The organism is Chimaeribacter coloradensis (assembly GCF_002858715.1).
In the GTDB taxonomy this organism is placed as follows: Bacteria; Pseudomonadota; Gammaproteobacteria; order Enterobacterales; family Enterobacteriaceae; genus Chimaeribacter; species Chimaeribacter coloradensis.
Window position 1 is genome coordinate 60,161 of the sequence record NZ_PJZH01000009.1, and the last position, 19,040, is coordinate 79,200.

A 19,040-nucleotide genomic window follows, 5' to 3' on the forward strand; every position below is an offset into this window, starting at 1 on the left:
TGGGCACATTCAAGGACACAAAAACCAAATAGCTGGTGGAACCACGGTTAAAACCATCAACCTATGAGGACTTAGGGGAGTTCAGCTTTTATTGCGGTGTTCCCGTAATGGCGATAGCTTTTACCAATGAATCTCGCCTTCTTAATAACTGAGCATAAGATTTTATGCGGGACGCATAAGCTCCCCTGTTATGAGGTGATAAGCATAGTTTTTGCGTACTAACTTGCGTTATAGTCCCCACGTTGCGGCAAAACCGCAACCGGAATTGGCGTTCCGAATTATCACGAGTGTCGGTAGCGATGTTTGCAGTGCTACTGGCGTGGCCTGCGCTCGCCCCTTCAATGGTGGCTCAGGCAGGGGCTTCGAAAGAAGCGCCGGGTCGTGATAACCGGTACGCCAACCCTGTCTGGGTCACCACCAGTGAGCCTGGCGTCTCCGGTGGTGGCGTTAACCTGCTTATCACGAAGCGGAGCGCTGCGTATGTGTCCTGTCCCTGAATTTCCCATTACACCAGCCTCCGCCGGAGGTATCTATGAAAATCACCGTAGAACAACCCTCAGCCAGAGAACTGGTCGATCGCTCGCGAGTTCTGGTGCATGTGATGCTCGAACATCCTGATGATATCGGCCCGAATTATGCGTTGCTTCTCATCCTCGCCGATCAGCTACAACTGTTAAGAGATGCTTTTGAAGAGGATGAGGTCAGACGGCTTAGAGATGAAAAACTTCCTGTTTAAGTGTCCATCTCAAACAATATCAAGGACGATATTGTTTGAGATTTAATTAATTCAGAATGGCCCAAATTTTATTATAGGTGCAATGGCTGAACCTACAGATGGAGCTGTTCCATTTTGTAGATATATAATCATCTCCAACGACTCACACTTTGTTTTTTTCTCAATTAAATCAATTAGTGTTAACAGTAAATTGTGAAAGTCTTTTATTGTTGTTGGTTTCTCTGGAATCTGGATGCTGCTATGCTCAATACTAAGCATTGAAAAAGGTGGAATTTTTACACCATGAGTATGATTCCACTCTGCCATATTTAATGCTTGTTTAGCATGGTTCAGATAATGATGATCTTTTATATTCACCAATAGTTCAACTATGTCTATAGTTAATACGGTGGAGAATTTAATAAGGTAATTATCTATACTCTCCTTTAATTTATTGTTTTCAAGATCTATGAATTTTCCCCATGACATTATATTGGAACCATATTTTGTTTGCTGAGATGAAAAGTTTTGAACAGAAATTTGATCAAAATAGTCTTGGTTGAATAAAGATTTTGGTCGTATTCTCAATGTATCTCTTTCAGTGTTGAATGTTACTTTATATGTTTCTGCAAGTATCTCCAAATAACTAACTATAATTGGCTTTAGGATTATAAGTAATTTTGCTATTTTTTGCTCTTCTATTTCTTTCTCATGTTCTTCTTTTATTTTATCCTTTTTATCGCTTAGTTTTTGAGATATACCATTTAAAAACAAGCCAATCGTAATTACACCTAATACGACTTGGGTTGTTATAGCAATTAAAAGAGATGATGAGTCAAGTTTAGGGGTTATATCACCGAAACCGAGAGTTGTCACTGTGACAACACTAAAGTAAGTTGCTTGTATGAAATTTAAATATCCTGATTTAAAATCGTTGCTGAAGAAAATGTTGTATATTAAAGCAAATGAGATAATATTGATGAAGTAAAATAACGCATATGCATAAGGCGGGTATGATGTTACATCAAAAAATTTTTTTGATGTGTTGTTACTTGTCATTTCAATATTTTCCATTTTATAAAAATTTCTTGATATCGATATTTTATCTTGATTGATGACGAACGCCAAATAAATATTCTTATGCTGTCTTTAGATTTTAACACTTTATATATCTGGATGTTCCCCCATTTTTACTAGCATAACAAACAGAAAACCAGCAATGGCGCGGGTTAAAAGGGCATCCCCCATCTTTCGCTGTTAAAGGTGAATAATGTGGGGGGGAGTCGAGTACCTGCCAGTGTATCCCCCCACAGATTCCGAGTTCCATCATCATTTCCCCGTATCCAGGAGCCGGATCTGTTCTCCATCGAGCACAATCAGTTGCTCGCGCAGCAGCTTCTCCAGCCAGCGCGAAAATTTCTTCTCGACGTTAATTCCCTTTGCGCGTAGATCGTCGCGCAAGAGCGCGCGGGTACAGGGCTTATTCTGGCTGATGCGTTGGTTAATACAGCGCCATAGCGCCGTATGGTTGCGGGTGATATGAGGAACACCGGATGGAATGCCGCTACTCAGTAAGTCATTGTCTGGTTGCCGGGGATCGTCGTTCAGCACCAGCGAGGTCACTGGTTCGCCATCGCTATCGGTATAGATAACGACTTCCTCAAGATCGTAGGCGGTGACCTCCGGCATCTCCGCATCTTTCATCTTTGTACAACTCAGGGTGATAGCGTTGCGACGTCCCTCGCGCCTGACGTTAAACTCGGCATCCAGCGCGGCCTGAAAAGCACTTGAACCGCGTGCGCCCCGTTCCTGATCCTTACCCGAATGATGAACGATCATCATCGCCGCGCGGGTATGATACCGAATGGCGTCGCAACCCTGGATAAATGCGCCCATATCCCGCGCGGTGTTTTCATCTGAGTTACCAAAACAGCGGGCCAGCGTATCGAGGATGATCAGCCGTACCGGCATTCCGGTCATAGTCTGAATGTCATGCGTCGCCAGGATCACCTGTTCGATGCTTCCCGGAGCGGCTGGAAAGATCGGGCAGTCGACGCGAAACAGGTTATCGAGCGCCATCTCGTCATTAACGCTGAGTTCCCAGGCGCGGATCCGCCGCGATACACCGGTTCCTCCTTCTCCGGCGATAAACAGCACAGCCCCTTGATTGACTCGCCTTCCGCCCCATGACGTACCGCTGGCAATATGGCACGCCAGCGATACCGCCAGAAAGGATTTAAAAGAGCCGCCGGGGCCGTAAATACTGCACAGCGCCCCGGCGGGAATAAGCCCTTTCACCAGATAATCCTGACTGGTGTTAAACCCTTCAGAGCCCCGGCGCAGCGGAAGGGAGGTGGTGAGAGTACGGTCTGATGCTGTCATGGCTTACGACCTGAGATTTGCAGGAAGTTGCTGGTTGAACACAATCCGGGAAATGGATTCACCGTAGTGACGGTAAAATTCATCCCAGTCGCTTAATGTAGTGTCTGCAGGGAGAACCACACAGCCCTTCACTACCTCCGCAGCGGCGGTTGCATTCAGCGACCCGGTATTTTTCTCCTGACTGCAATCATTATCGCCAGCCAGGATAAGGTGGCATTCAGGCCACTGCGCCCGGAAAGCGATGGCCACATTTTTCAGGTTGTGCGCCGACAGGGCAGCAACGACCGGAAAATGATGAAGGCATGAGACCGCAAGCGCGGTTGCATATCCTTCGGTAATGATGATGCCTTCCGGTGGTTTGTTGTCCGGTGCCCAGGGTTCCGGTCTACCGTTGCGGCTCGCCTGATGTACCGGGCAAAAACAATCCTTCAGATGGCTACCGGGCAGCAGGTACTTTTTCCCTCCAGGATGAATGAACTGCGCACCTGTATTTCGAATTGGCAATACCAGCGTACCCGCCCCGAAATGCACGCCGCAGATTGTCCGGCTACTACGTTCAGTCAGAAGCCACTGGGCTCGTCGCCAGCCTCGCGTTGTCAGATATGGCGCTTCTCCGGATTCACAATGGCGAAGCAGTGTCTTAATACGCGATTCCATATTCAAAACCTGTGATTTTTCCCTGGCTGGCGGAACCAGCGGTACAGGATCCATGTCCTGCACCATTCCGGCGGCCGCAACCAGTGCGCAACCGAAGAAGCGGGAAACCGGATCCAGTCCGTCACCTGCGCCGCACTGATTGCAGAACCATGTGCCGCGCCCCTCCAGATCATCCATCCTGAAGCGATCCTTACCCCCACAACAGGGACACGGGCCATGCCGATGATTTGGTGGAATGGGAATACCAAGTTGTTCAAATATTTTCGGCCAGTTATTGCGTGCCCGATCGGAGACGGCAGAAACGTAATAGCTCATGATTGCCTCCCATACACCTGCTGGATGTAGCGCCCTCGACCATCGCCATGACCAAGATCCATCGCAACCATCGCCCTGGCTTCCTTTATACTCAGCCCCAGTCCCTGGTAGTGCGCCATCGCCTCCTGCGCCCATGAATAGCGCAGACTGTGTGGTGCATAGGGGCCAGTCAGCCCTGCGCGAACTGCGCTGGCACGCCAGTAATTCATTGCGGCGCGCAGATCGGGTTTATTGAGCAAACGTCCCCCGCGTTGTGCCATAAGGGGTATAGCCCGCTTCAGGATGTTGCGTAGCCTTTCAGGTTCGAGCACCACCGTCTGACGGGAACGTGATCCTTTGGTGCCAAAAATCACCTGCAATCGGTTTTCTCCACGCTCTAACGCAGCGGCCCAGGTCTTCAGAGACTGACAACACTGCACCGCTTCCTGTGAACGCAAACCCATTGCTCTGGCAAGCTCCAGCGTCAGAGCCAGTCCTTCATCTTTTTCATGAAGAGCAGACAGTGCCGACAACCAGCGTTCTGAGGTTAATGGCAGATGAGTTCCTGCACGACTGGTGTTACCCAGCCCAAGCGCTTTATTGCTGATGCGCTCCGATTGGGCAAATTTTTGACGTCCAGACTGAGCAAGGATGGTGCGCAGGGCGGCCATCTCGTTTTGTAGCGTGCGTGGCGTAATTCCTGCTTCCCGTCGTGCCATCACGTAGCTTTCAATATGTGACGATTTCAGATGCTGGAGATCCTGAATCTGGATATTCAGCTTGTGCAGATGCTGGCTTAAACGCCCGGCGATACGGAGGCGGTCATGGACTGTTTTAAAACTGCCGCCAACCAGCAGGGCGAGTTTTTCCATGCGTTTTGTAAGTTTCGACATAGCTACTCTCCACTCAATTCTCCGACGCGCGGTTGGGCACAGCGTGCTGTGCTGAACGATACCGGTGCGCCGGAGAATGCGCGGATGAGGTATGACGGGGTACGGTGATGCACGAATGCAGCCGCCTGCTCAGGCAGGTATATCCCCACAGGTAAAATAACCTGTCCTCCGGTATCGGTTCGGTAGTGCTGGTTTCTCCTCCTGGTAAGTGAATTTCTGACATCTGTTTGAGTGTCAGCCTGTTTGTTGCAGTGGATTTGCAGGCAGTAGCTGGGTTGAAGCTGATCTGCGCGCTGGCGTCACTTTCACTCGCTTGCGCTCTTAAAAGTGACGCCGCGTTTTGCACATTCAGCAGGAAGTACGGACGCAAAGCCTTCGGCAATGCCGTCCGACTTCTCTACAGCGTTCTGTCTGTCGCTACGCTTGCAACAGGGTAGCGATAAAGGGTGTGGTCACCTGTATCGAGACAGGAGGTCAGTTTCAGACCACGCTTCGTTCCCTGGTTGACCGGGGGGCTGACCGCCAAAGGCGCTTCTTACAGGTCGCAGTTCGTCTTAGAACAGGAAGCTTTTAGGGGTACTGCTATGAGTTGGGGATAGGGTAGAGCGTGGGGAGGGAGAAAGCTGTGGGAAACTGTTAGGGGGATTTGAAAGTTTTATATGTAATGAAATAAAAATTTATGGCAGGTATAATCGAAAACACTTATTCGATAATGCTATTAATTAGAATGTTAATTATACATATTAAGGTTGCGAAAAATGAATGCTCATAAAATATATATGCCACCCCCCTCGAATTGGCAGGATTTTCAAACGTTAGTGGGTGACGTTGCCAGATTGAAATATGTTCCAGAGTCAGTTCAAGAGTATGGAAGGCAAGGTCAAAAACAAAATGGAGTAGATGTTATTGCAGAGAGTATAAATGGAGATATAATTGGCTTTCAATGCAAAGAGACAAAGAAAGGCACTATTACTAAAGAGGTTGTTGACTGTGAGATTGAAAAAGCTAAAAACTTCGTGCCTAATTTATCTGTGTTCTTTATAGTTACAACTTCCCCTAGAGATGTACATTTGCAAGATTACTGTAATAAATTAAATAAAAATGGTGGTCTTGGGTTTAAAGTTTATATGAAGTTTTGGGATGATATGATTGACGATATTAATCGGTCTAGATCATTGCTTGTATCATCTTATAAGTATTACCTCGAGGAATTCGGAACGCGGGAAAAAGAAGCCCATCTGTATGCAATAGCTCAAGCCTTTAATCGGCCAGCATTTACAGATGATTTTTTGCATGAAAGAAATATATCTGACTTCGAGTCTGCATTGGTTGATACCAAGGCTTTGCTAAGAACAGGATATTTATATGATCGCTTTGGTAAAAATTTAGTATTGCAAACCATTCCCTCATCGGCAATCGGTTGCATAGAATATAAGGCATTTATCGATGAGGTTGATAAAAACATTGAGGTAATTTATCAGGCTGTATTAAAGGATAAAAAGTTGCTACAGAAAAACCCCCGGCAATTTGATGAGCGCGCTGGGGAGTATAATATAAAAAGGAGAAGGCTTATGCGTAAGATAAATGAAATCTTAAATGATAACAATATACAAAAAATAGATTGTCATTATTGATTTTTACTATTGTTGGAGATGGTAGATGGAAATTAACTCCTTTACAGAATTTCATAGTGTTTTTGGTGAATATAGGAAAAATAATCAATGGATGTTTCGTGGTCAAGCTAATAATTCATGGGAAGTAAAGCCTAAGGCAGGAAGGCATCCTTATCTTGAAAAGGATGATTTAGAATATCTTGAGGGTTGGAAACGAAAAGCGTCTGAATACATTAAAGCTAAGCCGCAAAATGATTGGGAATGGATGGCTATTGCACAACATCATGGATTACCAACGCGATTGTTAGATTGGTCTTATAATCCTTTAGTAGCTGCTTTTTTTGCGTGTCTCTCTGAACCTGAGGAAGATGCCGCTATTTACTGCTTATCCCCACATTGGGAGATTATCCCTGATAAAGCGAAACCGGGTAAGCATAGTAATATCGCTAGATATAAACCTACTATGGTTGCATCTAGAATTGGTTTGCAAAGTGGGTTATTTACAGCCCATCCAAACCCTGATGAAGATATTTCAAAAGGTTTAAGTAAAGAAGATAAATTTGAAAAACATATTATCAAGTCATCTTATAAGAAACAGATGCTCTTTGAGCTCAATCATTATGGTATTAATAGATTGACATTAATGGGGGATCTTGATGGATTGTCATCACACATGTGTTGGATTCTAGAAAACCGACGTTATTGGGTTGATCATGATGAGTTTTTAAGTGAGTTATCAGGGAAAAAACCTGTTAAGTGATATGGTTAATTTATTATGCCGCCTTTTGAATGACGGCATAAATAGTTATAGAAAACGCCTAATTATAAGAGAGGAATCTCTATTAATTTAAAATTTAAACGGAACCACTACATTTTCGTAATTATCTTGTTTAGGCGGAGTATACTCGATACCACATATATCTGCTAACAAATGAGGTTTTACACACAGTTTATCTGCAAGCATTTCGAATGAAATACCCAACTGTTCTTTTAAAACCAATAAACTCTCTTGTAGTATATGAGGTTCTTCCATTGGGATGGAATCATCATATTTTTCTTTTTTAGTTTGTCTAGTCTGGCTAAACCAAACATTGGCACTTCTGTACTGCTGAGCATTAATAAATCCTAAGAAATGAGCACGATATATGATCGCTCTTGCACTCATTTTCCACCTTAATTTTAGGTGGTATACTTTTTTCCAATCAATTGTTCCTCTTGATGTTATACAAACAGGAAATTCTCGGGCAAAAGATTTGCGTGGAAATAAAAATGCACTAGCAAAAGCATCGGCTTCTCTTTCTGTTTTTTTACAACCAGTTTCAATGCCATCATGCATGATTAGATGACCGCATTCATGTGCTATATCAAAACGCATTCTACAAACGCTTTCTTTCGCAGTATTACGAATGATAATGGGGTATTTCCTGTTAATTGAAAGAGCGTCAACTTTATCTGAGACACCATCAAAAGTCGTAACTATTGCTCCTTGGTTTTCAACAACGTTAACCATATTATCTATAGGGGCATCATCTGTTAATCCCCAGCGAACTCGAGCACCCTCTGCAATCTTTTCAATAATAGGAGCCGTGAGTTCAGGGATCTTCTCATTATCAATTAGATTAAAACGGTTCTCAGGTAAGTCTAAGTGCTCATATAATTCAGATACTAATTGTTCAAGAATAGTACTATACGATTGCACCCTTTCCTTCACACCCGCTGGTGTTGTCTGGCGTTTACGAAAATGGCACTGTTCTGGTTTTACATCACCAGCCAGAGGGTATTCAAAAAATTTAGGCGATACCTGCAAGAGTTCTGCCAAAGCATTGCGTATATCATGTGCAGGTGCTCTGGCATCACTCTCATACTGGTGGATGCTTTGTCTTGTAACCGCAACGGCATCCCCCAATTCTTGCAGGGTATAACCTTTTAGTAAACGGGCGAGCCTTAACCGCTCGCCATAAAATGTCATGGACATAGCTTACTGACCATTATTCGTATCATCATTTTTTGCTTTTTTCTCTTCTTTCTTTTTAACAGAAACGACTGGTTTCTCGACTTTCACAGGCTCAGGAAGTTCGGCATCAATTGAGCTGATAGCAGGCACTTTCTCATTGAGTGGAATCTCCCAGCATGAAACTTGGGCACCTTCAAGAAAACCAGTGAATGTGACCCGATCCACGTATCTGAATTCGTCTACTTCAATAGCAAAAAACCATATGATATCTGCTGCATCACCAACTTCCTCAAATAAAAAACTAGCCTGGCTCAAAGCTTCATAACATGGAATTAATCGACGTTCTTCAGGACTATCTGGCTTACCTCTATAGAGTCGCACTGGTACTGATTTGATGGAAAACGTAAATTTACCATCTTTTTTTACAATTCCAAGCCAGGGCCATTCTTCTGAGTCCATAGAAGCACGAGCTATCCGTGTTCTGCAACATTCATATGCCCGCATACCGGTTGCGCGCGCTGAGTCGCCTAAATCATCATCATGTCTGTCGACCACATCATCTCTAACGTCGCGGATGAGAGAGGCCAGTTTCTTTAGGCGTTCTTGTGTAAGTTCAGGATTTAGTTCCCATGGTTGTTTCATTATTAAAAGTAATCCTTGTAGCGTAGGGCTGGTGTAGATCCTGATCGGATTCAGGTGAAATGTAACTTAATAATCTTGCGTTTTTATGGATTTGTCAAGCTTGAATTGAAAAGTCACTTTATCGTCATCTTGTCAATTTTCTTTTAATTATTTGATTCATAAGCCTTCCCAAACTTCCCGATAACCACCTGCCGCCCTTCCTCAATCTGCGCATCAACAAAGTCCGCCCAGGACTGAAGCATCCCCCGGCGCTGATTCAGGTACTCCGCACGGTTGTAGACACCACGAACGCCGCCGATCTTATGCGCGAGGCATTTCTCCACCCAGTCGGAGTTGTAGCCTTGCTCATGTAGCAATGTGCTGGCAGTACGCCGGAAGTCATGAATAACAAAATCCCTAACGTTCAGATCCAACGTACGTACCGCGCAGTTAAGCGTTGTTTTGGAGATCGGGCGTCGGTGGTCGTTTCGGCTGGGGAAGACGTATGGAGAGTCTCCGGCCAGAAATTTTAACTCTTCGAACATCGCCAGCGCCTGCTTTGACAGCGGAACAATATGCGGGTTATCCATCTTCATTCTTTCGCCGGGGATACGCCATTCCAGCGCGTTGAAGTTAACTTCGCTCCATGTCGCTTCAATCATCTCCGATTTACGCACCATGCAGATGATCAGCAGGTGCAAAGCCAGCTTGTGGCGTCGATTCATGTTAGAGGTGTAGATCCCCCGTAGCAGGATACCGATCTCTTCTGCTGTTAGCGCCACGTCGCGGCTTGTTGCTTGTGCGATATAGCGGGCCTCGATAGCGGCTGCCGGGTTGTTGAAGATGATTCCCCTGGAAATCGCATAGGCCAGCATGCGTTTAAGCACGTTTCGCGTCAGTAGCGCGACGTGATCCGAACCTCGTTGCTTGATGCGGTCGAGCACGACCTGAATGTGGGCAGTTGTGAGTTCTTCGAGTTCCAGCTTCCCGATGATGGGAATGATGTCCTTCTCGATAACGCGAGTGATGTTGCGCGGATCGCGGTTACTTTTTTCAACGATATCGGTCAGCCAGCGTTTGGCGAATGTTTTGACTGTCGTTGGGTCTTTCTGTTTAAGCTTTTCTTCCTGCTTTTTCTGCGCGGGATTGATGCCATGGGCAACCATTGAGCGGCACTTTTCACGCCAAAGCCGCGCTTCTGCAAGTGAGAAAGCCGGGTATTCGCCCAGCGTGATCTTTTGCGATTTGTTGTCAAAGCGGTAGCGTAAACGCCAGATTTTCCGTCCGGTGGGAAGAACTTCAATCACCAGCCCGTCATGATCGGCAAGTTGCCAGGGGCGGTTTCTGGGAGTAAGTGTGCGTAGTTTGGTATCTGAAAGAGCCATATCTCACCTCTACAGTGTGTCCATGAGTATCCTTTCTAAGAGATTGTTTAATATTGAATTATTAACGCCTTCTTTTTCACTGTGTCCGTGAGAAGGCAGATTTGAGCGTTTTTTATACCGTTTTTTGTGTCCATTTGATGTGATTTTTAGCTCAAAAAATAAGCAATGACACGCGAGAAATTTAAAGATAGGCACAATTCAGGACACAAAAATCGCGGATGAACCCGCACGACTATGGACGAGTATGGAAAGTAAAAACCCGCATTAACAGGCAGTTAATGCGGGTTAGTGAACGTTCACGGACGAAGATGGACTAAAACTTACTTACCAATGCAGAAGCTGGAGAAAATTCGACCGAGCAGGTCATCGGAGGTGAATTCCCCGGTGATCTCACTCAGGGCCTGCTGCGCCAGCCGCAGCTCTTCGGCCAGCAGTTCACCCGCCCAGGCACCCAGCAGCTGATCCTTGCCCTGCACCAGATGCTGCGCCGCCAGTTCCAGCGCCTGCAAGTGGCGGCGGCGCGCCAGGAAGCCCCCTTCCATATTGGTGTTGAAGCCCATGCTGGCCTTGAGGTGGTCGCGCAGCACGTCCACGCCGTCACCGGTACGGGCAGAGAGGCGGATCAGCGTATGGCCGTGGGCGGCACTGATGCCCAGCGCCTCACCGGTGACATCCGCTTTATTGCGTACCACGGTGATCGGCAGGTTGGCAGGCAAGCGCGCCATAAACTCCGGCCAGATCTCAGCAGGTTCCACCGCGTCGGTGGTGGTGCCGTCCACCATAAACAGCACGCTGTCAGCCTGCTCGATCTCTTTCCAGGCGCGCTCAATGCCGATGCGCTCTACTTCGTCGCTGGCTTCGCGCAGCCCGGCGGTGTCGATGATGTGCAGCGGCATCCCGTCGATGTGGATATGCTCGCGCAGCACGTCGCGCGTAGTGCCGGCGATGTCGGTAACGATCGCGGCGTCGCGCCCCGCCAGCGCATTCAGCAGGCTCGATTTCCCGGCGTTTGGCCGACCGGCGATTACCACTTTCATCCCTTCACGCAGCAAACTGCCCTGGCGCGCCTCGGCCCGCACCGCGTCCAGATCGTCCATTACCGCGTTAAGCTGCTTCTCAATTTTGCCGTCAGAGAGGAAGTCGATCTCCTCATCCGGGAAATCGATCGCCGCTTCCACATAGATGCGCAGGTGGGTGAGGGCTTCAACCAACTGGTGAATACGGGTGGAGAACGCGCCCTGCAACGAGTTCATGGCCGAACGGGCCGCCTGCTCGGAGCTGGCGTCGATCAGGTCAGCAATCGCTTCAGCCTGCGCCAGGTCGAGTTTGTCATTCAGGAACGCGCGCTCGGAGAACTCTCCCGGCCGGGCGATGCGCACACCCGGCAGCGCCAGGATGCGCTTGAGCAGCAGATCCAGGATCACCGGCCCGCCGTGGCCCTGGAGTTCCAGCACATCTTCCCCGGTAAAGGAGTTCGGGCCGGGGAACCAGAGCGCAATGCCCTGATCCAGCGTGCTCTGGTCCGCATCGCGGAAGGGCAGGTAGTCAGCGTAGCGCGGCTTGGGCAGTTTACCGAGGACGACCTGGGCCACCTCGCGGGCAGCCCGGCCGGAAATACGCAGAATGCCGACGCCGCCGCGTCCCGGTGGCGTCGCCTGCGCAACGATCGTGTCGGAGGTACTCATAACGTTCTCTTTGGTAGTGGGCGTTAAAGGATGAAATAAAAAAGAAGGCGGTCATCTGACCGCCTTCTTTATGCTTTCCGTCGCTTACCGGTGCAGATTAACTCTTTTTCACCCGGCTGTGCAGGCCACGTTTTTCCAGGCCACGGTAAATCATCTGCTGCTGAAGAATGGTCACCAGGTTGCTGACGATATAGTACAGCACCAGGCCGGACGGGAACCACAGGAAGAACACCGTGAAGATGACCGGCATAAAGGTCATGATCTTCTGCTGCATCGGGTCGGTTACCGTGGTCGGGGACATCTTCTGGATGAAGAACATCGTCACGCCCATCAGAATCGGCAGGATGTAGTACGGGTCTTGTGCGGACAGGTCATGGATCCACAGGGCGAACGGCGCATGGCGCAGCTCAATAGAGCCCATCAGCATGTAATACAGCGCCAGGAAGATTGGCATCTGGATAACCAGCGGCAGACAGCCACCCAGCGGGTTCACTTTTTCTGCCTTGTACATCGCCATCATTTCCTGGCTCATGCGCTGCTTGTCGTCACCCAGGCGCTCACGCATGGCCTGGATTTTCGGTTGCAGCATACGCATTTTCGCCATCGAGGTGTACTGCGCCTTGGTCAGCGGGTACATGATGCCGCGCACGATGAAGGTGATCACGATGATGGAGAAGCCCCAGTTACCGATGAAGCTGTGCAGGAATTTCAGCAGCTTGAACAGCGGTTGGGAGATGAACCAGAGCCAGCCGTAATCTACGGTCAGGTCAAGGTGCGGTGCCACAGCAGCCATCTTGTCCTGGATTTCCGGGCCAACCCACAGGATGGCAGACACGTTCTGCTGCGCGCCCGGCTGCACCACAAACGGCACGCCTTTGAAGCCGATAGCGGCCAGGTCGCTGCCCATGCTGGTGGAGTAGAAGGTGTTGCTGTCTTTGGCAGACGGCACCCAGGCGGTGGCGAAGTACTGTTGCAGCATCGCTACCCAGCCGCCCTGCGTGGTGATGTTCAGGTTCTCATCTTTGATGTCGCCGAAGCTGTACTTTTTGTACTTGTCATCAGAAGAGGAGAAGGCCGCGCCGCGGTAAGTGTGCAGGGCGAAGTTGTTGCTGCCGGTGTCGCGGTGCTTCGGCAGGTCAACCGTCTGCTTGAGCTGGCCGAACAGGGTCATCTCTTGCGGGGTGGTGCTGGCGTTGTTGATATTGTAATCAACATTGACCGCATACTGGCCGCGCTTCAGCACGAAGGTTTTGGTGTACACCACGCCGTGGGCGTCGGTGTAGGTCATCGGGATACGCAGCTCGTCCTGGCCGTCAGCCAGGGTGAAGGTGTCCTGAGGAACCTGGAACAGCGGGCGCGGGCCGTTATTCGGGTTGTCCGGGCCATTTTTGCCGGTCAGGCCGCTTTGCGCCTGATAAACAAAGGAAGGGGAGGTTTCCAGTAACTGGAACGGCTCGCTGGCACCCAGGGTGTGTGGGTAGGCTAACAGCAGCGCTTGTTCGATGTCGCCGCCGCGGGTGTTGATTGTCAGCGACAAGACGTCCGTTTTAACGGTGATCAGTTTGCCCTGACCGCTGGCGGGAACCGCCTGGCTGGAGGCATCGCCGGAAGCTGTGTTGGCAGTCTGTTGCGTGGTCTGGTTGGCCGGTTGCGGAGCGTGGTCCGTTTGCCAGGCCTGCCAGATCATGAAAGACACAAACAGCAGAGCGATGAGAAAGAGATTGCGTTGCGAATCCATCGTTAATGTTCTCTGTTATTGTCGGTTTTCGGCGGCACCGGATCATCGCCACCTGGGTTCAGGGGATGGCATTTTAATACGCGTTTGATTGTCAACCAACTCCCTTTTACCATGCCAAAACGGCCCACAGCCTCAATTCCATAGTGAGAGCAGGTGGGCCTGAAACGGCAATGTGGCCCCAGTAGCGGGCTGATAAAAAGCTGATAGCCGCGTATCAGCCCGATCAGGAGGCGGGAGCCTGGCGACAGTGGCGGCGCCATAATTTTTCCAACGCTTCCGTCAGCGTCCGGTTATCAAGGTCTTGAATTCCCTTTTTGGCGACCACCACAAAGTCCATCGGCGGCAGCTCATGCTGGTGCAAACGGAAGCTCTCGCGCGTAAGGCGTTTGATCCGGTTGCGTTCATGGGCGCGTTTGACGTTCTTTTTGGCGACGGTAAGACCGATGCGGGGATGCCCCAGCGTGTTCAGGCGGCCGAGTATAGTCAGTTGCGGCGTGCCAGCCCGTTGTGGCTGCTGGAAGACGAAAGTGAAATGAGTGGGAGTTAACAAACGTAACTCCCTGGGAAATGCGAGCTTGCCCACTAAGAGGGTTAGCTTTTATTACTTAGAAACAGACAGACGAGCACGGCCTTTCGCACGACGGCGGGCCAGAACTTGACGACCATTTTTGGTGGCCATACGAGCACGGAAACCGTGGCTACGGTTGCGCTTCAGTACGGACGGTTGGAAAGTGCGTTTCATAGCGATTTCTACCTAAACTTAAATAATTACTGATCAGTAAACGCGTTTGGCTATTCGGCGTGACAACGACCGACGCCTCAATCGCAACATATAAAGAAGCGGGATTGTAATAATTGTACAGTCCTGAGTCAATTCACATTGCACGCCTACCCGGTTGTTTACCAAGTGGCCCGTGGTCACCCTCCCATCCCTTCAGGTTCGACCATCAGGAACACAGGCATCACACGTAGGGCGAAGATTATACGGACTCCCCCGGAAAGCGCAAGGATCGCAGGCCGATCCTCCGGCCGGCACCGCGATCCGGGCGCGCCCGATCGGACAATTCTCTTTTATTCACAGGGCCGGGCGAAGGTGGAGCAAATTTAGCCCGATCGCGTACACTTAATTTCGCCTCCGGATCGCCTTTACCGGCGCGATGTCACCAGGAAAGTCACAGGGAAACCAAAACCTGTGGATAAAAAGGATCTAATCTGTGAGGAAGGGGAGGATCTCTTGTGCGGATTGCGTTATGATCCGCCATTCCGATCGCGATCCCACCGCTGGATCACGGCGGACACAAACCGTCAAAATCGGTTCGCATGCCGCTGCCTCTGCATAACCTGGCATGTGTCAAAAATCATGAATTTAAAACGTATCCTGATCCTTTTCTTTTGTTGATCTTGTTCGAGTGGAGTCCGCCGTGTCACTTTCGCTTTGGCAGCAGTGTCTTGCCCGATTGCAGGATGAATTACCTGCCACAGAATTTAGTATGTGGATACGCCCCCTACAGGCGGAACTGAGTGACAATACCCTGGCACTGTATGCCCCAAACCGGTTTGTCCTGGACTGGGTTCGCGATAAATACTTAAACAATATCAATGGGCTGCTGAACGATTTCTGTGGTTCGGACGCGCCGCTGCTGCGTTTCGAGGTGGGCAGCAAGCCCGCCATGCCGGCGATGGCGGACGTCGCCGCCGCCAGCATCAGCGCCCCGGCGGCCCCGGTGGTCCGCGCCGCCCCTGCCCGGCCCAGCTGGGACCGCGCTGCGCTGCAACCGGAGCTCTCCTACCGCTCCAACGTCAACCCGAAACACACCTTTGATAACTTTGTTGAAGGTAAGTCGAACCAGCTGGCGCGCGCGGCGGCCCGCCAGGTGGCTGACAACCCGGGCGGCGCGTATAACCCGTTGTTCCTTTATGGCGGCACCGGCCTGGGTAAAACCCACCTGCTGCACGCCGTGGGCAACGGCATCATGGCGCGTAAGGCCAACGCGAAAGTGGTCTATATGCACTCTGAGCGCTTTGTTCAGGACATGGTCAAGGCGCTGCAGAACAACGCCATTGAAGAGTTCAAACGCTATTACCGCTCGGTGGATGCCCTCTTAATCGATGACATCCAGTTCTTTGCCAATAAGGAGCGCTCGCAGGAGGAGTTTTTCCACACCTTCAATGCGCTGCTGGAAGGCAACCAACAGATTATCCTGACCTCTGACCGCTACCCGAAAGAGATTAACGGCGTGGAAGACCGGTTGAAGTCCCGCTTTGGCTGGGGGCTGACGGTGGCGATTGAGCCACCGGAGCTGGAGACCCGCGTCGCGATCCTGATGAAAAAAGCGGACGAGAACGACATCCGCCTGCCGGGCGAGGTGGCCTTCTTTATTGCCAAGCGCCTGCGTTCCAACGTGCGTGAGCTGGAAGGGGCACTGAACCGGGTGATCGCCAACGCGAACTTCACCGGCCGGGCCATCACCATCGACTTCGTGCGTGAGGCGCTGCGCGATCTGCTGGCGCTGCAGGAGAAGCTGGTCACCATCGATAATATTCAGAAAACAGTGGCTGAATATTATAAAATTAAGGTCGCTGACCTGCTGTCGAAACGACGCTCGCGCTCGGTGGCCCGCCCGCGCCAGATGGCGATGGCGCTGGCCAAAGAGCTGACCAACCACAGCCTGCCGGAAATCGGCGACGCATTTGGTGGCCGCGACCATACCACGGTGTTGCACGCCTGCCGCAAGATCGAGCAGCTGCGTGAAGAAAGCCACGACATCAAAGAAGATTTTTCCAATTTAATCAGAACATTATCCTCGTAGCGCTATGAAATTTATTGTTGAACGTGAGCATCTGTTAAAACCGCTGCAACAGGTCAGCAGCCCGCTGGGCGGCCGGCCGACGTTGCCGATCCTCGGTAACCTGCTGTTGCAGGTGACGGACGGCGTGTTGCTGCTGACCGGTACCGATCTGGAAATGGAAATGGTGGCGCGCGTGGCGCTGTCCGGCGCGCATGAGCCGGGCGCGACCACGGTGCCGGCCCGCAAATTCTTTGACATCTGCCGCGGCCTGCCGGACGGCGCAGAGATCAGCGTTATGCTGGACGGCGAGCGGATGCTGGTGCGCTCCGGCCGCAGCCGCTTCTCGCTCTCCACGCTGCCTGCGACCGACTTCCCCAACCTGGATGACTGGCAAAGCGAGGTGGAGTTCACCCTGCCGCAGGCCACGCTGAAGCGCCTGATCGAAGCGACCCAGTTCTCTATGGCGCATCAGGACGTGCGTTACTACCTCAACGGGATGCTGTTTGAAACCGAGGATGAGGAGCTGCGCACCGTGGCCACCGACGGCCACCGCCTGGCGGTCTGTTCGATGCCGGTGGGGCAGTCTCTGCCGTCACACTCCGTGATTGTGCCGCGCAAAGGGGTGATGGAGCTGGTGCGCCTGCTTGATGGCGGCGACACGCCGCTGCAACTGCAGATCGGCAGCAATAATATCCGTGCGCACGTGGGCGACTTCATCTTTACCTCCAAGCTGGTGGATGGCCGGTTCCCGGATTACCGCCGCGTACTGCCGAAAAACCCGGACAAAACCCTGCAGGCGGGCTGTGACCTGCTGAAACAGGCGTTTGCCCGCGCGGCCATTCTCTCCAACGAGAAGTTCCGCGGCGTGCGGCTCTATGTCAGCCATAACCAGCTGAAGATCACCGCCAACAACCCGGAGCAGGAAGAGGCGGAAGAGATTCTGGATGTCATCTATGACGGTGCCGAGATGGAGATTGGCTTCAACGTCAGTTACGTGCTGGATGTGCTCAATGCGCTGAAGTGCGAGAACGTGCGCCTGCTGCTCACTGACTCCGTCTCCAGCGTGCAGATCGAGGATGATGCCAGCCAGGCCGCGGCCTACGTTGTCATGCCGATGCGCTTGTAATTGGTCATTTTGCCCCCATATCTATTCCTGAAACCGGCAGAGGTCACTGCGTGATCTCTGCCACCACAGTGGTTGCCTGATTACATGGCTTTGACGCGTCTCCTGATTAAAGACTTCCGTAATATTGAATCGGCAGACCTGCCGCTGGATGCCGGCTTCAACTTTCTGGTTGGGGCCAACGGCAGCGGCAAAACCAGCGTGCTGGAGGCGGTCTATACGCTGGGGCACGGGCGCGCGTTCCGCAGCCTCCAGGCCGGGCGGGTGATCCGCCATGACCAGCCGGAGTTCGTGCTGCACGGGCGGATCGACACCGGCGGCGAGCGCGACGTCTCCGTCGGCCTGGCAAAAAGCCGCCAGGGCGACACCAAAGTCCGTATCGACGGCGGTGACGGCCACAAAGTGGCGGAGCTGGCGCATCTGCTGCCGATGCAGCTGATTACCCCGGAGGGGTTTACCCTGTTGAACGGCGGGCCAAAGTACCGGCGCGCCTTCCTCGACTGGGGCTGTTTCCATAACGATCCCGGTTTCTTCCAGGCCTGGAGCAACCTGAAGCGGTTGCTGAAGCAGCGCAACGCCGCGCTGCGCCAGGTCAGCCGTTATTCACAGCTGCGCGCGTGGGATCAGGAGCTGGTGCCGCTGGCGGAGCGCATCAGCGCGTGGCGCGCCGCCTACAGCGAGGCGATCGCGGCGGACATTACCGCCACCTGTGCGCAGTTCCTGCCGGAGTTTGCCCTGAGTTTCTCTTTCCAGCGCGGCTGGGACAAAGAGAGCGACTATGCCGAACTGCTGGAGCGCCAGTTTGAGCGCGACCGGGCGCTGACCTACACCGCTGTCGGCCCGCACAAGGCTGACTTCCGCATCCGGGCGGAAAACACCCCGGTAGAAGATCTGCTTTCCCGCGGCCAGCTTAAGCTGTTGATGTGTGCGCTGCGGCTGGCGCAGGGTGAGTTCCTCACCCGACAGAACGGGCGGCGTTGCCTGTATCTGATTGACGATTTTGCCTCTGAACTCGACACCGACCGTCGCCGCCTTCTGGCACAACGCCTGAAAGCGACCCACGCCCAGGTGTTTGTCAGCGCTGTCAGCGCTGAACAAGTCACCGATATGGCAGGCGAAAAGGGCAAGATGTTCCGCGTAGAACAGGGTAAAATAACCGTTCAACCACAGGACTAAAAATGAGTGAGAAAC

At 51.2% G+C, this 19,040-nt stretch carries 18 protein-coding genes and 1 pseudogene; 7 read left to right on the forward strand and 12 right to left on the reverse strand.

The features are described from left to right. Positions 1-329: 329 nt before the first annotated feature. Positions 330-449 (forward strand): annotated as a pseudogene (locus CYR32_RS10905) (ash family protein); the annotation flags it as partial. An 83-nt stretch (positions 450-532) separates the two neighbouring features. Next, entirely contained in the window at positions 533-736 is a 204-nt protein-coding gene (locus CYR32_RS10910) for a hypothetical protein (protein ID WP_047065768.1), read from the forward strand. Between the two features lie 51 nt (positions 737-787). Here the strand turns inward: CYR32_RS10910 and CYR32_RS10915 are convergent, their stop codons facing one another. The 4 genes from CYR32_RS10915 to CYR32_RS10930 all read right to left on the reverse strand — a co-directional run bounded on the left by CYR32_RS10915 (position 788) and on the right by CYR32_RS10930 (position 4,941). Continuing rightward, a complete protein-coding gene (locus tag CYR32_RS10915) occupies positions 788-1,789 on the reverse strand; it encodes a potassium channel family protein (RefSeq protein WP_101824429.1) in 1,002 nt (333 codons plus the stop codon). A gap of 255 nt (positions 1,790-2,044) precedes the next feature. Next, positions 2,045-3,097, reverse strand: coding sequence for a helicase RepA family protein (locus CYR32_RS21870; protein WP_101824430.1), 1,053 nt, complete (start codon positions 3,095-3,097; stop codon positions 2,045-2,047). A 3-nt stretch (positions 3,098-3,100) separates the two neighbouring features. Then, positions 3,101-4,069, reverse strand: a complete 969-nt coding sequence (locus CYR32_RS21875; RefSeq protein WP_101824431.1) for a primase-helicase zinc-binding domain-containing protein — start codon at positions 4,067-4,069, stop codon at positions 3,101-3,103. Further along, complete coding sequence (locus CYR32_RS10930; protein ID WP_101824432.1) at positions 4,066-4,941, reverse strand: integrase domain-containing protein; 876 nt, start codon at positions 4,939-4,941, stop codon at positions 4,066-4,068. The genes CYR32_RS21875 and CYR32_RS10930 overlap by 4 nt, the downstream gene beginning before the upstream one ends. Before the next feature lie 758 nt (positions 4,942-5,699). Here CYR32_RS10930 and CYR32_RS10935 point away from each other — a divergent pair. Together CYR32_RS10935 and CYR32_RS10940 are read left to right on the forward strand one after the other, a co-directional pair. After that, entirely contained in the window at positions 5,700-6,575 is an 876-nt protein-coding gene (locus tag CYR32_RS10935) for a hypothetical protein (RefSeq protein WP_101824433.1), read from the forward strand. A 25-nt stretch (positions 6,576-6,600) separates the two neighbouring features. Continuing rightward, complete coding sequence (locus CYR32_RS10940) at positions 6,601-7,314, forward strand: FRG domain-containing protein (RefSeq protein ID WP_101824434.1); 714 nt, start codon at positions 6,601-6,603, stop codon at positions 7,312-7,314. An 87-nt stretch (positions 7,315-7,401) separates the two neighbouring features. Here CYR32_RS10940 and CYR32_RS10945 read toward each other — a convergent pair whose 3' ends face one another. The 8 genes from CYR32_RS10945 to rpmH all read right to left on the reverse strand — a co-directional run bounded on the left by CYR32_RS10945 (position 7,402) and on the right by rpmH (position 14,679). Beyond that, positions 7,402-8,529, reverse strand: a complete 1,128-nt coding sequence (locus CYR32_RS10945) for a helix-turn-helix domain-containing protein (protein WP_101824435.1) — start codon at positions 8,527-8,529, stop codon at positions 7,402-7,404. A gap of 3 nt (positions 8,530-8,532) precedes the next feature. Beyond that, entirely contained in the window at positions 8,533-9,150 is a 618-nt protein-coding gene (locus CYR32_RS21880; RefSeq protein ID WP_241523807.1) for a hypothetical protein, read from the reverse strand. A 143-nt stretch (positions 9,151-9,293) separates the two neighbouring features. Next, a complete protein-coding gene (locus tag CYR32_RS10955) occupies positions 9,294-10,514 on the reverse strand; it encodes a tyrosine-type recombinase/integrase (RefSeq protein WP_101824437.1) in 1,221 nt (406 codons plus the stop codon). A 320-nt stretch (positions 10,515-10,834) separates the two neighbouring features. After that, positions 10,835-12,199, reverse strand: coding sequence for a tRNA uridine-5-carboxymethylaminomethyl(34) synthesis GTPase MnmE (mnmE, locus tag CYR32_RS10960; RefSeq protein ID WP_101824438.1), 1,365 nt, complete (start codon positions 12,197-12,199; stop codon positions 10,835-10,837). Positions 12,200-12,296: 97 nt separating this feature from the next. Further along, a complete protein-coding gene (yidC, locus tag CYR32_RS10965; protein WP_101824439.1) occupies positions 12,297-13,937 on the reverse strand; it encodes a membrane protein insertase YidC in 1,641 nt (546 codons plus the stop codon). Positions 13,938-13,939: 2 nt separating this feature from the next. Further along, positions 13,940-14,197 (reverse strand): membrane protein insertion efficiency factor YidD, encoded by a 258-nt coding sequence (yidD, locus tag CYR32_RS10970; protein WP_101824440.1) that lies wholly within the window; start codon positions 14,195-14,197, stop codon positions 13,940-13,942. Continuing rightward, complete coding sequence (rnpA, locus tag CYR32_RS10975) at positions 14,161-14,520, reverse strand: ribonuclease P protein component (RefSeq protein WP_101824441.1); 360 nt, start codon at positions 14,518-14,520, stop codon at positions 14,161-14,163. The genes yidD and rnpA overlap by 37 nt, the downstream gene beginning before the upstream one ends. 18 nt (positions 14,521-14,538) lie before the next feature. Next, complete coding sequence (rpmH, locus tag CYR32_RS10980) at positions 14,539-14,679, reverse strand: 50S ribosomal protein L34 (protein ID WP_015842368.1); 141 nt, start codon at positions 14,677-14,679, stop codon at positions 14,539-14,541. A 679-nt stretch (positions 14,680-15,358) separates the two neighbouring features. On the opposite strand from rpmH, the gene dnaA reads away from it, so the two are divergent. From dnaA to recF, 3 genes are all read left to right on the forward strand, one after another. After that, positions 15,359-16,747 carry a chromosomal replication initiator protein DnaA gene (gene dnaA, locus CYR32_RS10990; protein ID WP_101824442.1) on the forward strand — a complete coding sequence of 463 codons (1,389 nt, stop codon included), beginning with the start codon at positions 15,359-15,361 and terminating at the stop codon, positions 16,745-16,747. 4 nt (positions 16,748-16,751) lie between these two features. Further along, positions 16,752-17,852 carry a DNA polymerase III subunit beta gene (gene dnaN / locus CYR32_RS10995; RefSeq protein WP_101824443.1) on the forward strand — a complete coding sequence of 367 codons (1,101 nt, stop codon included), beginning with the start codon at positions 16,752-16,754 and terminating at the stop codon, positions 17,850-17,852. 84 nt (positions 17,853-17,936) lie between these two features. Next, positions 17,937-19,025 (forward strand): DNA replication/repair protein RecF, encoded by a 1,089-nt coding sequence (gene recF / locus CYR32_RS11000; RefSeq protein WP_101824444.1) that lies wholly within the window; start codon positions 17,937-17,939, stop codon positions 19,023-19,025. Positions 19,026-19,040 lie beyond the last annotated feature (15 nt).

Coding starts and splice junctions, on each gene's coding strand:
- CYR32_RS10940 (WP_101824434.1), top strand. CDS start 6,601: ATGGAAATTAACTCCTTTACAGAATTTCATAGTGTTTTTGGTGAATAT.
- CYR32_RS10915 (WP_101824429.1), bottom strand. CDS start 1,789: ATGGAAAATATTGAAATGACAAGTAACAACACATCAAAAAAATTTTTT.
- mnmE (WP_101824438.1), bottom strand. CDS start 12,199: ATGAGTACCTCCGACACGATCGTTGCGCAGGCGACGCCACCGGGACGC.
- CYR32_RS21880 (WP_241523807.1), bottom strand. CDS start 9,150: ATGAAACAACCATGGGAACTAAATCCTGAACTTACACAAGAACGCCTA.
- CYR32_RS10930 (WP_101824432.1), bottom strand. CDS start 4,941: ATGTCGAAACTTACAAAACGCATGGAAAAACTCGCCCTGCTGGTTGGC.
- CYR32_RS21870 (WP_101824430.1), bottom strand. CDS start 3,097: ATGACAGCATCAGACCGTACTCTCACCACCTCCCTTCCGCTGCGCCGG.
- CYR32_RS10910 (WP_047065768.1), top strand. CDS start 533: ATGAAAATCACCGTAGAACAACCCTCAGCCAGAGAACTGGTCGATCGC.
- CYR32_RS21875 (WP_101824431.1), bottom strand. CDS start 4,069: ATGAGCTATTACGTTTCTGCCGTCTCCGATCGGGCACGCAATAACTGG.
- dnaN (WP_101824443.1), top strand. CDS start 16,752: ATGAAATTTATTGTTGAACGTGAGCATCTGTTAAAACCGCTGCAACAG.
- yidD (WP_101824440.1), bottom strand. CDS start 14,197: ATGGCGCCGCCACTGTCGCCAGGCTCCCGCCTCCTGATCGGGCTGATA.
- CYR32_RS10945 (WP_101824435.1), bottom strand. CDS start 8,529: ATGTCCATGACATTTTATGGCGAGCGGTTAAGGCTCGCCCGTTTACTA.
- CYR32_RS10955 (WP_101824437.1), bottom strand. CDS start 10,514: ATGGCTCTTTCAGATACCAAACTACGCACACTTACTCCCAGAAACCGC.
- yidC (WP_101824439.1), bottom strand. CDS start 13,937: ATGGATTCGCAACGCAATCTCTTTCTCATCGCTCTGCTGTTTGTGTCT.
- recF (WP_101824444.1), top strand. CDS start 17,937: ATGGCTTTGACGCGTCTCCTGATTAAAGACTTCCGTAATATTGAATCG.
- CYR32_RS10935 (WP_101824433.1), top strand. CDS start 5,700: ATGAATGCTCATAAAATATATATGCCACCCCCCTCGAATTGGCAGGAT.
- rpmH (WP_015842368.1), bottom strand. CDS start 14,679: ATGAAACGCACTTTCCAACCGTCCGTACTGAAGCGCAACCGTAGCCAC.